The organism is Algoriphagus sp., assembly GCF_024305035.1.
Classification (GTDB): Bacteria; Bacteroidota; Bacteroidia; order Cytophagales; family Cyclobacteriaceae; genus Algoriphagus.
The window spans coordinates 76,950-88,818 of the sequence record NZ_JAMWZB010000019.1 but is presented as its reverse complement, the minus strand read 5'-3'; the positions used below and the strand labels follow the sequence as shown (position 1 = coordinate 88,818).

The window sequence follows — 11,869 nt, the reverse complement described above, 5'->3', positions numbered from 1 at the left end:
TTTTTTTAAATGACGGATCAATTTTTGACTAGATTGAATACATAATTACCTGAAACCGCAAAGTTTTCCCCGACTCTTGCCTCTGGGGCTGGAATGTTAAATTCCAATCTTAGGTCATCTCCATTGACCGTGAATGAAATTTCTCTTCCTGCTGCTGGTCGAGTTCCGGTTAAGGTAATTTTATCAAAATTAGTCCCAGCAAAACTCCAATTCCCAGAATTGTCAAACAAGTCGTTGTTGTTTCGAGTGGTGTAGGTCTGAGAGGATCCTGAATTGAGGATGATTTCGAACCCTTCGTAAAGATCAGTCACATCTGTCCCACTTCTGGTTACTGATCCTCCGTTTGAAATTTCCCAAGTTTGGGAACCTGAACCGGTTAGCGCTTCTATGGCGATTTCTTCCTCTGTCTGCTGGGGTGGAGGAGGGGTAGGGTCTCCTCCGCAAGAAAAAGAACCGATTAAAATAAAGGCCAGCAGGCCTAATCTAAACAATGATATTTTCATGAGTTTCCTTTTATGGAATATAAAATTAATGATATGGATGGAAGATCAAAGACTTGGCTCATTTATAATCTTCCAAAGCGATCTTTTGTTGACAAAATTCAAATTCTCGGGGCTCGTTGGAGCAAACAATCAAAATCCGATTTTTTGTAAACTGCTGAATCATTTCCAGATACCAGGCAATTCCTTTCTTATCTAGATTTGAAGTGGGTTCGTCCAAAAACACGATCTGTGATTCTGAAAAAAGAGCCAGTCCCAGTTTTAATCGCTGTTTCATTCCGGAAGAAAATAGTCCGACTTGCTTATCCATATGCTGATCCAAATAAAGGAGTTGAGCAATGGCTGAAAGTTGGATGCCCGCTTTCAACTGTTTGAATTTAAAATGAAATTGAATCAGTTCTCTTAAACTCAACTCTTCCGGAAGTTCCATATAGGGGGCGGCAAGGGTCAATTTATAAAACCAATCCGAATCCTGTATTTCAACTAAGGATTCCGTATATCTGATTTTTCCCGAGGTCAATGGAATTGCTCCGGCAAGGCATTTGAGCAAGGTTGATTTCCCCGATCCATTACTTCCAGTGATGGCCAATGAGTCTCCGGTGACTAATTCAAGGGAGAGATTTTTAAAAATCCATTCGTATTGAAATCGCTTCGAAGCTTCTTCTAGATGGATTTTCAGCATACTTAATTGATATAACCTTTCATGACACCTCGTTCAGATGAACGGATAAAGTTGAGTATTTCATCGCGTTCTTTTGTGGCAGGGAGGTTGACTTCAATTTCTTCCAGGGCTTTACTGTTGTTAAGGCTGTTGAGGAAAAGATAGCGATATACCTCTTGAATGTGGGCAATCGTTTCACTGGAAAACCCTCTTCTGCGTAGTCCAAGTGAATTGACCCCGGCGTAAGAAAGAGGTTCGCGAGCAGCTTTCGTAAACGGAGGAACGTCTTTTCTTACCAAAGACCCACCTGAAATCATGGAGTGCATTCCTACTTTTACAAACTGATGAATGGCACTTGATCCGCCGACTATCGCCCAGTCATCTATTGAAACATGTCCTGCAATTTGTACTGAATTGGCGATAATAACATTACTTCCAATGACACAGTCATGAGCAACATGGACATAGGCCATCAATAAACAATTGCTTCCGATGACGGTCGTTTGTTTATCTACCGTTCCCCGGCTAATGGTGACGCATTCCCGAATGGTTGTATTGTTTCCAATCACTACGGTGGACTCTTCCCCCTGAAATTTCAGATCTTGTGGGATTCCTGCGATAACTGCTCCTGGGAAAATTCTGCAGTTTTCACCTATTCTGGCCCCCGGGAAAATGGTTACATTGGGGCCCACCCAGGTATTATCGCCAATGATCACATTATCATGAATCATGGTAAACGGGTCGATGGATACGTTTTTCCCAAGCTCTGCCCCCGGATCAATATGTGCTAATGGGCTAATCATGACTCTTTTCGCGTTATACTTGCTGTCATTACAGCCTCACAGACTAAGGTGTTGCCCACATAGGCTTCTCCCCTCATTTTTGCGATTCCCCTTCGGATCGGAGCTAAAAGTTCACATTTAAAAATCAATGTATCTCCTGGAAGAACCATTTTTCGGAATTTACAACTTTCGATTCCAAGAAAATAGGTCCAATAGTTTTCCGGGTCATCTACTGTGCTCAAAACCAAAATTCCTCCAGTTTGGGCCATTGCTTCCACCTGAAGTACACCAGGCATTACAGGGTTCCCGGGAAAGTGGCCCATGAAAAACGGCTCATTCATGGTGACATTTTTTACTCCCGCCACGATAGTGTCATCTAAATAAATGATTTTATCAATCAACTGAAATGGGTAACGATGAGGAAGAATATTACTTATCTGATTGATATCCATTACCGGAGGAAGTTTCGGATCGTAATGCGGGATATGCGAGGCACCCGCTTTTTCCATTGCTCGTTTTAATTTTTTAGCAAAAGCAACATTGGCTGCATGACCTGGTCTGGCAGCCAGAATTTGGGCCTTAAGTGGTCTTCCGACCAAAGCCAAGTCTCCGACCACATCGAGCAGTTTGTGTCTTGCAGGTTCATTTCGATAGCGGAGATCCACGTTGTTTAGTATTCCCTCTTTTTTTACCTCAACCCGTTGTTTGTTAAACATTTTGGCCAGATTTGCCAACTCTTTTTCTTCTACTACTCGATCCACCACCACGATGGCATTATTCAGATCTCCCCCTTTGATTAGATTGGAGTTATACAGCATTTCAAGTTCATGCAAAAAACAGAATGTTCGACAGGAAGCGATTTCGGATTTAAACTGCGAAATGTCTGTGATCGAGGCATGTTGGCTTCCTAAAACTGGGGAGTTGTAATCCACCATAACGGTCACTCGGTAATTATCGGTAGGCAGTGCAACCATTTCTACCTCCCGCGAGGGATCTTTGTATTGAATGCTTTCCTGAACTTCAAAAAAACGTCTCAATGCATTTTGCTCCTCCAGTCCGGCATCCTCTAAAACATCAATAAATTGGATGGATGAGCCGTCCATGATCGGGGGTTCGGGTCCATCCAGTTGAATCAAGACGTTGTCTATTTCCATTCCCACCAAAGCTGCCAGTACATGCTCCACGGTGTAAACCCTTGCGCCGTTTTGCTCCAAGGTGGTTCCCCGGGAAACATCCACCACCAAATCACAATCTGCATCCACGGTGGGGTTGCCTTCCAGGTCAATTCGCTGGAATTTGATCCCGTGATTAGGCGGGGCAGGTAAAAAAGTCATATTGGAAATTACTCCGGTATGGAGCCCAACTCCCGATAGTTCGACTTGCTTCTTAATGGTGTGTTGTTTTACTTTCATTTCTTCTTCAGCCTTTTCAAATGCATTGGGGCGCAAAATTAAGGCTTTTTTTCCAGTTCTTTGATTCGATTTTCAAGTCCCTCCAAGTTTTTGAAAATGGTGTAGGATTTCAGGAAGTTTTTCATGTCCATGGCCATGTAGCCAAAAAGAGTTTGACCAGGCTTTTTAATGGTTTTACTGATGCCTGAATTGGCACCTATGGTGGTTTGGTCTGCGATTTTGATATGGCCTACAATTCCCGCTTTGCCGGCGATAACGCAGTTTTTACCGATTTCGGTCGATCCCGATATACCGGCTTGAGCAGCGATTACCGTATTTTCCCCGATGATGACATTGTGTGCGATTTGAACTTGATTATCGATTTTTGCTCCTTTTTTGATAATCGTCGATCCCATGGTCGCGCAGTCTATGGTGGAGTTGGCCCCGACGCTGACCCAATCCTCCAAAATTACATTTCCGATTTGAGGGATGGCTTTGTAGCTTCCATCTTCCTGGGGGGCAAAACCGAATCCATCTGAACCAATAACTGCTCCGGGGGAGATTTCACAGTGAGATCCGATTACCGTATCAGCACAGATTTTTGCACCAGCATGAATTACGGTATGGTCCCCGATTTTGACCCGATCCCCGATGTAAGCTTGAGGATGTATTTTTACATTTTCGCCTAGTTCACAGTTTTTTCCAATATAGGAAAATGCTCCTCTGTAGCCGTTTGGTCCTATTTTGCTACTGGGGTCCAAATGAGAGGGTTCTTCTACACCTGTCAAGGCAGATTTGGATAATTGCACATAGGCTTCTAACAATTGCGTAAAGCCGGTATATGCATCTTTTACCCGAATCAAGTTGGTGCGAAATGATTTGGTAGGTTTAAACCCTTCTGAAACAATCACTGCCGTGGCCTCTGTGGTGTAGAGGTAGGGTTCATATTTTTCATTGGAAAGAAAGGAGATGCCCCCTGACTTTCCTTCTTGGATTTTATCCAGCCGGCTGACTTTAAGGGAAGTATCTCCTTCCACTGTTCCGTTTAGAAGAGAGGCAATCTGTCCTGTGGTAAATTCCATAGTTTCTCTGATGGATTTAGGAGTTTAAATTTAGGCTTTTTGCCTTACATATGTAGTGTTTCTCAACGATTTTACTCATTACTTTGATATTAGGAAGGTCTGCTGCTTGAGCGACATCAATAACTTCTCCTTTTTTGGTCAAAATATTAATCCGGTCTCGGGTCAAGTAACCATAATTGCTTACCGTTCCACTGGAGAAGAAAAAAGGCAAATCAGACTCGGGTATTCCCAGCTTCATCCGGGTTTTTTCCTGAAGCTCGGCAATTTCACCATCACTAGGTTTTTCATTGCTGAGCCTGATTTTGAATAGATTTCGAGTCAAAAACATCTGTGAAATATTTCGCAATATATAATCGGGATGTCTTTTCCAGAGTTTAATTGCTCCCCAAATGTCAAAATCGTCGAGTTCCAGAAATATTTTCAATAAGCCTTGATTGCTTTGAAAATCCGCTAAGGTAAGCTCATGGGACAACAAATAGTCAAACTCATCTGAAATCATAAAGTTTGTCCCGGATTGTCTGAGGTGCTTGGCACGGGTGATCAGATTTATGAGCATTTTCTCAGCGCTGACTGTGGTTTTGTGCAGATAGACCTGCCAATACATTAGCCTACGGGCGCTTAAGAAGTTTTCGATCGAATAAATTCCTTTTTCCTCAATGACCACTTGATCATTTTTGACATCCATCATTTTGATGATTCGATCCGCACCGATTGTTCCTTCGGATACCCCGGTGAAAAAGCAATCCCGCTGAAGATAGTCCAAGCGATCGATGTCCAGCTGACTGGAAACGAGTTGGAAAAAAAACTTTCTTTCGTATTGATTCTTAAAGATTCTTAAAGCTAGGGTTAACTTGCCACTAAATTCTTGATTGAGCAGTTCTAGGGTAAGTAGAGAAAGCAACTCATGAGGTACGGATTTTAACAGGCTGTACTCCAGGGCATGGGAAAACGGTCCATGCCCCACGTCATGTAGAAGAATAGCAATCAGGGAAGCTTCGTATTCTTCATCGCTGATCTCGGTACCTTTATTGCGTAAGTGATCTAGGGTGATACTCATCAGATGCATGGCTCCGATGGCATGGTGAAAGCGGGTATGGTGAGCACCTGGATAGACAAAATCAGTCAAACCCAGCTGCTTGATTCGGCGTAATCTCTGAAAGTAAGGATGATCAATAATGGCAAAAATCAATTCACTCGGAATAGTGATGAAACCATATACGGGGTCGTTCAGTATTTTCTGGCTTTTCAATGAAGGCCTGTTTTTGTTTACTCAAAAGTAATTATAATTTTAAAAGAAACGGAAACCGAAATGTCCCAAAAATCAAAGATCCTTTGGGCAGACGATGAAATCGACCTGCTTAAGCCCCATATTCTTTTCCTAGAACAGAAAGGCTATGAAATCACTACGGTAAACTCCGGGGTGGATGCCATAGAGGAGGTGGAGTCCCATCATTTTGATGTCATATTTCTTGATGAAATGATGCCGGGGATGACAGGACTGGAGACTCTGCAGCAAATCAAACAGATTAAGCCTCAAATTCCTGTGGTGATGATCACCAAAAGTGAGGAAGAGCATATCATGAATGACGCTATTGGTGGTAAAATAGCCGATTACCTCATCAAACCTCTCAATCCCAGCCAAATTTGGCTCTCGGTCAAGAAAATCTTGCAAAACAGACAATTGATCGAGGAAAAAACCACGCTTAACTATCAGCAGGAGTTTATGCAAATCAGCATGGCTCTCGGCGATGCAGTGGATCATGAGGATTGGGAGAATCTGTATAAAAAATTGGTTTATTGGGAGTTGCAGATTGATGATACCGAAAATAAAAGTATGCAGGAGGTGCTTGAAACACAAAAAGTGGAGGCCAATGCTTCTTTTGCCCGGTTTATCAAAGAAAATTACCTCGATTGGATGGAGGAGCGGAATCTGGATAAACCTTTGCTTTCACATCAAGTGATGAAGAAAAAAGTTTTTCCTCGATTAAAAGAACAGACCCCATTGTTTTTTATCGTGATCGATAATCTTCGATTTGATCAATGGGAAGAAATTGAGCCGTTGATCGTGCCTTATTTCAACATCCAAGAAAAGGAATCCTACTATAGTATATTGCCCACCACGACAGCCTTTGCCCGAAATGCCTTATTCAGTGGGATGATGCCTTCGGATATGGCGCGATTTTATCCCAATTTCTGGGAAGATGAGGATTCTGATGAAGGAAAAAATAATTTTGAACCCGATTGGCTGAAAATCAACTTGGAAAAAAACCGGATTCCGTACAAATTTTCCTATTCCAAAATTATTCAAACCCAACAGGGTAAATCCGTATTGGATCAATTTCATGCCATGTTGGGCAATGAATTGAATGTATTAGTCTATAATTTTGTGGATATGGTTTCCCATGCGCGGACAGACATGAAGATGATCCGGGAATTGGCCCCCGATGAATCAGCGTACCGGTCCTTGACCAAAAGTTGGTTTGAGCATTCGAGTTTATTCGAACTCTTGAAAAAAATTCATCAGGCTGGGGCAGCGGTCATCATCACTACCGACCATGGGACCAAGCGAGTCAATAAACCTTATCGGATTATCGGAGATAAAAATGTCACCACAAATCTTCGGTACAAGCAAGGAAAAAATTTGAATTTTGAGTCCGGAAAAGTATTTGAAATCAGAAAACCGGAAGAGGCCAAACTTCCCCGACTCAACGTCTCCTCGACCTACGTGTTTGCCGTGGAGGATTATTTCTTTGCCTACCCGAACAATTATAATTATTATGTCAATTACTACAAAGATACATTTCAACATGGCGGGGTGTCTTTGGAAGAAATGATTGTACCGATTGTGTACCTTACCCCTAAATAGAAATTAAATTGGTCGAGCGAACATATCAACTTCGGGAATTGGATTCAATTGCAAAGGAATTGGTCATTGCAGCAGGACAGGAGCGAATTTGGGTTTTTCAGGGGCAAATGGGGGCAGGGAAAACTACCCTAATCAAAGCCTTGAGTAGACAGTTGAAAGTAGTAGACCCGGTGAGTAGTCCCACTTTTGGGATAGTAAATCAGTATGAGACGGAAGACTTTCAGCCCTTGTACCATTTTGACTTTTACCGCATCGATGATCCATTGGAAGTATTGGAAATCGGGGTAGATGATTATTTTTATAGTGGAAATTATTGCTGGATTGAATGGGCTGAGAATCTCGGTGGATTTATCCCGGAGCAATTTTTTCTGATTAAATTGGAAGTTCTATCTGAAGACCAAAGAAAGATCACCTACCAACACCTCAACTATGCCCACAGAAATAAATGAAATCCCCGCTGTAGGATTGATCCCCAAGGAGGCTCCGGCCAAAGTAAAAAAAGGAGATAAAGCTCTAATTATTGGTTTGCCAAAGGAACAATCCTCGGAAGAAAAGCGAATTGTTCTTACCCCTGAGTCAGTGGGGTTATTGACCAATAATGGATTGAGGGTGGTAGTAGAAACTGGGGCAGGCCTTCAGGCTAAATTTACCGATCAGGATTATTCAGATGCTGGGGCAAAAGTGGTTTATAGCTCAAAAGAAGCTTTTGAAGCAGAAATCGTACTCAAGGTGGACGCCCCGACGCTTGAGGAAATCGCTGAAATGAAAACAGGAGCTTGTTTGATTTCGGCCTTGCAAGTGGGAAGGCAGTCCAAGGAATTTATTGAAGCGCTCAATTCAAAAAAAATCACGGCTTTGGCCTATGAATACTTAGAGGATAAAGTAGGAGGTATGCCGGTAGTCCGTGCCATGTCAGAGATCGCAGGGAGTACGGTAATGTTGATTGCTGCAGAATACCTGTCCAGTGTCAATCAGGGAAAGGGTCTGATTTTAGGTGGGGTTACAGGAGTACCACCTACTCAAGTCGTGATCGTCGGGGCAGGAACGGTGGCTGAATATGCCGCACGTACAGCGTTGGGTTTGGGCGCAAATATTAAAGTTTTTGACAATCACATTTATAAACTCCGCCGATTGAAGCAATTGCTGGGTCAGCAAATTTATACTTCTACGATTGATAATTTGACTCTAACCCAAGCGCTTTCCGAAGCGGATGTGGTCATAGGGGCCCTGCGAGCAGAAAAAGGCCGGAATAAAATCGTTATCTCAGAGGAGATGGTGGCAAACATGATGCATGGGAGTATCATTATTGATGTCTCTATTGATCAGGGTGGCTGCGTTGAAACCGCTCGGATGACTTCGCACAGTGAACCTGTGTACAAGGAGCATGACATTATTCACTATTGTGTCCCCAATATCGCTTCTCGGGTAGCTCGGACGGCTTCTTGTTCGTTGAGCAATATTTTTACGCCCATTATTTTACAAATGGCCGATCTGGGGGGAGCAGAGGAAATGATATTTAATTACCGATGGTTTTTGCGAGCCGTATATACCTACAGAGGAAGCTTGACCAATGCGTATTTAGCAAAAAGATTTAATCTTAACCATAAAGAGTTACAATTGCTATTGGCTGCTAGGTATTAATTTAGGAAAGGAGATTTTGTCGAAGGAGAAATTCAAGCTGGTCATTTGCTTTAATCAGTGCCTGAGTAAGCCGTTCGTTTTCTCGTCTTAAGGTGTAGATTTCATAAGCGTTTTTGATCACGGTGCGGAGGTAATCTTCCTCCCATGGCTTGGTGAGATAGTGGTATACCTGACCTTTATTGATCGCATCGATCACCGCTTGAATATCAGTGTATCCAGTGAGTAAAATTCTAATCGGATTGGGATAAATAGGAATAATAGATTCCAAAAATTCCACCCCGGTTTTCTCTGGCATGCGCTGGTCGGTAATGATGATATCGATGTCTTCCTTGGAAAGAATATCCACTCCTTCTTGAGCTGATATTGCCAAAAATATCTTGTAATCTCTTCTGAAAGTAGCCTTAAATGCCTGAAGATTATTTTCTTCATCATCTACGTACAGAATCTTTATTTTTTCTTCTGATGTGGTTTCCATTTATTTCCGGCAAATAAAATTTTAAAAACTTATACTAAATAATTGTTTTTTTTACTTAAAAACAAACTATTTCTTTTAACCCGAAAACTTGATCGAAATGAAAAAATCAACAATAATTGATAAATTATCACTAAAAATAGTTGAGTTTATAAATCAAAAACTAACTTTACAAGGCTAATCACCAGTAGGTACCCTATTCATATGTTTCCATTGTTCCACCATGATCCCCAAGATCAGGTAAAGCCAGTTTTTTTTGATCCAGCTAATCCAGAGGAGTATCGAGTACTCCAGGAGTTGAAAAATAACCCCTCTGTGACAGTTTTGGACCAAATCGAAAGTCAGGTTGGGGACTTGATTAAAGCTAGAAACCCTTCTAAAAATTTTGAAGAAAAGGAACTTAAAGAGAAAATTTCCTCGTTTTTTGAATCTAAGGAAAAAGAGCGCTTTGGAAATTGGGTCTATTTTCCCTGGAAATCCACCCTGGTCCATTTGTTACATCGAGAGGACTTTATCCAGGTTCGTACTTCCCGAAACAATTATAAAATAACACCTGAGGAGCAAGCAAATCTGGCTTCCAAAAGAATTGGAATTGTTGGGTTGTCCGTGGGGCAAAGTGTGGCCTATGCCATAGCGCTGGAGCGAGGTTGTGGGATTTTGCGATTAGCGGATTTTGACACACTGGAGCTTAGTAATCTGAATCGAATCAAAGCCGGAGTGACAAGTTTGGGCCTGGAAAAGACGGTCATTGCAGCCCGGGAAATTAGCGAGATTGATCCTTACTTGGAGATTGAGCTTTATCGGAAAGGTGTGTCTGAGGAAAATATCGATGATTTCTTAACCCAGGACGGGCAGTTGGATTTGTTGATAGATGAATGTGATAGTCTGGATATTAAAGTTTTGCTTAGAAAAAAAGCGCAAGCAACTGGGATCCCTGTGATTATGGAGACCTCAGATCGGGGCATGCTTGACGTAGAGCGGTTTGACCTAGAGCCAAATCGACCGGTTTTCCATGGATTATTGGGAAATGTTAACCTGGAATCTCTAAAGGGGTTATCCACTACTCAAAAAGTAGGAATTGGGTTAAAAATCACCGGAACCGATACCCTTTCGCCTCGGATGAAAGCTTCCCTTCTGGAGGTAGGCCAATCGATCAGCAGCTGGCCACAGTTGGCCTCAGCGGTGTATCTTGGAGGAGCAACTGTTGCTCATGTAGGCCGAAAATTACTTTTGGGAGAAACGGTACAGTCGGGTAGATATTATGTAGATCTGGATGAACTCGTAAAAATTGAGACTCCCGTTGAGACCATGCCTGTTCCTGCACCCCCGGTCGTGGGAGGGGAAGTAAAAGATAAAATTGCAACCAATGTACTTCCTTCCGGCTATTTGCTCAGCCAGGCTGAATTAGCTGAATTAGTCACTTTTGCCAACTTAGCCCCATCTGGCGGAAATATTCAGCCGTGGATATGGGTTTTTGATCAAAAGGGGGTTCTACACTTGATCCATGATCAAGTCCGGAGTCATTCTTTGCTGGACTTTAAAGGAACCGGTTCTTTGATTGCATTTGGTGCAGCTCTTGAAAATATCCGTCTTTTTGCCGGGAAAAAGGGGTTGGAAATTGAGGTTATTTCCCAAATAGAGAAATTTGAGCAGGAATGTATTGCCAGTATCCGTTTTGTTTCCAAACAGGATTCTGTGATTGAGGCCCCATACCTGAATCTGGTAGATGGGGTGGCTTTACGCTGTACCAATCGAAAAAATACCAAAAGAATGCCTTTGGATCCCGGATTGGTTAGCGACCTCATCACCATGGCAACTGAGGAAAATATGATTCTGGAGAATTTGGATTCGAAAGAAGATTTGGAAAAATTAACCCAGGTTATTGGGGGGATGGATCGAATGCGGCTCTTTCATGAGCAGGGATTGCAGGATTTTATACAAGAAGTCCGGTGGACTGAAAAAGAAGCCAAAGATACCGGAGATGGAATCGACATTGCCACCTTAGAATTATCTGGAGCGGAACGGGCCGCAATGAGTCTGTTAAAAGATCCGAGGACGGTCCGGTTTTTTAGAAAATTCCTGATGGGCTATGGTCTGACCAAAATTTCTCAAGAAACCTTGATGAGTTCATCTGGGATTTTTTTGTTACAAGCGAAGGACTTCAGCCCTTCGACATTTTTGAATGCCGGAAAGGTGTTGCAGCGGATTTGGATCAAGGCCAATATGGAGGGGATTAGCTTTCAGCCGGTGACCGCAGCGATGTTTATCTTTCATAAACTGGCTATGGATGAAAATCATGGGTTTGGGGACGAGGAGGTTGAATTAATCCATCAATACAAAAAAGAATTCAATACCTTGTTTAATAAAAACCTAGATTACAAAGAAATCTTTATGTTTAGGTTAAATATTGCCGGAGAACCATCCGTACGGTCTTATCGGCGAGATTTGAGTGAAACCTTACTTGTTTTATGATT

At 42.3% G+C, this 11,869-nt stretch carries 11 protein-coding genes; 4 read left to right on the top strand and 7 right to left on the bottom strand.

Annotation, left to right across the window (positions count from 1 at the left end; translation table 11 throughout):
- Window positions 1-17: 17 nt before the first annotated feature.
- From Q0L00_RS12290 to Q0L00_RS12265, 6 genes are read right to left on the bottom strand one after another with little or no spacing between them, the layout of a single operon-like run.
- Window positions 18-503 (bottom strand): hypothetical protein, encoded by a 486-nt coding sequence (locus tag Q0L00_RS12290; protein ID WP_297337178.1) that lies wholly within the window; start codon window positions 501-503, stop codon window positions 18-20.
- Between the two features lie 58 nt (window positions 504-561).
- The gene (locus tag Q0L00_RS12285; RefSeq protein WP_297337177.1) at window positions 562-1,182 is read right to left on the bottom strand and encodes an ATP-binding cassette domain-containing protein; all 621 of its coding nucleotides are present in this window, start codon (window positions 1,180-1,182) and stop codon (window positions 562-564) included.
- A 2-nt stretch (window positions 1,183-1,184) separates the two neighbouring features.
- Complete coding sequence (gene lpxA, locus Q0L00_RS12280; protein WP_297337176.1) at window positions 1,185-1,964, bottom strand: acyl-ACP--UDP-N-acetylglucosamine O-acyltransferase; 780 nt, start codon at window positions 1,962-1,964, stop codon at window positions 1,185-1,187.
- Window positions 1,961-3,355 carry a bifunctional UDP-3-O-[3-hydroxymyristoyl] N-acetylglucosamine deacetylase/3-hydroxyacyl-ACP dehydratase gene (locus Q0L00_RS12275; RefSeq protein WP_297337175.1) on the bottom strand — a complete coding sequence of 465 codons (1,395 nt, stop codon included), beginning with the start codon at window positions 3,353-3,355 and terminating at the stop codon, window positions 1,961-1,963. The genes lpxA and Q0L00_RS12275 overlap by 4 nt, the downstream gene beginning before the upstream one ends.
- Before the next feature lie 38 nt (window positions 3,356-3,393).
- Window positions 3,394-4,416, bottom strand: a complete 1,023-nt coding sequence (gene lpxD, locus Q0L00_RS12270) for a UDP-3-O-(3-hydroxymyristoyl)glucosamine N-acyltransferase (RefSeq protein ID WP_297337174.1) — start codon at window positions 4,414-4,416, stop codon at window positions 3,394-3,396.
- Between the two features lie 16 nt (window positions 4,417-4,432).
- The gene (locus Q0L00_RS12265) at window positions 4,433-5,665 is read right to left on the bottom strand and encodes an HD domain-containing protein (RefSeq protein ID WP_297337173.1); all 1,233 of its coding nucleotides are present in this window, start codon (window positions 5,663-5,665) and stop codon (window positions 4,433-4,435) included.
- Window positions 5,666-5,725: 60 nt separating this feature from the next.
- Between Q0L00_RS12265 and Q0L00_RS12260 the strand changes: the two genes are divergently transcribed.
- Genes Q0L00_RS12260 through Q0L00_RS12250 form a run of 3 tightly spaced genes read left to right on the top strand, consistent with a single transcriptional unit; the run spans window position 5,726 to window position 8,923 of the window.
- Entirely contained in the window at window positions 5,726-7,282 is a 1,557-nt protein-coding gene (locus tag Q0L00_RS12260; RefSeq protein WP_297337172.1) for a bifunctional response regulator/alkaline phosphatase family protein, read from the top strand.
- Between the two features lie 8 nt (window positions 7,283-7,290).
- Window positions 7,291-7,731 carry a tRNA (adenosine(37)-N6)-threonylcarbamoyltransferase complex ATPase subunit type 1 TsaE gene (gene tsaE, locus Q0L00_RS12255; RefSeq protein WP_297337171.1) on the top strand — a complete coding sequence of 147 codons (441 nt, stop codon included), beginning with the start codon at window positions 7,291-7,293 and terminating at the stop codon, window positions 7,729-7,731.
- A complete protein-coding gene (locus Q0L00_RS12250) occupies window positions 7,712-8,923 on the top strand; it encodes an alanine dehydrogenase (protein ID WP_297337170.1) in 1,212 nt (403 codons plus the stop codon). Before tsaE ends, Q0L00_RS12250 begins: the two co-directional genes overlap by 20 nt.
- Window position 8,924: 1 nt before the next feature.
- Here the strand turns inward: Q0L00_RS12250 and Q0L00_RS12245 are convergent, their stop codons facing one another.
- Entirely contained in the window at window positions 8,925-9,398 is a 474-nt protein-coding gene (locus tag Q0L00_RS12245; protein WP_297337169.1) for a response regulator, read from the bottom strand.
- A 201-nt stretch (window positions 9,399-9,599) separates the two neighbouring features.
- Between Q0L00_RS12245 and Q0L00_RS12240 the strand changes: the two genes are divergently transcribed.
- Complete coding sequence (locus Q0L00_RS12240) at window positions 9,600-11,867, top strand: Rv1355c family protein (RefSeq protein ID WP_297337168.1); 2,268 nt, start codon at window positions 9,600-9,602, stop codon at window positions 11,865-11,867.
- The last annotated feature ends 2 nt before the right edge of the window (window positions 11,868-11,869 follow it).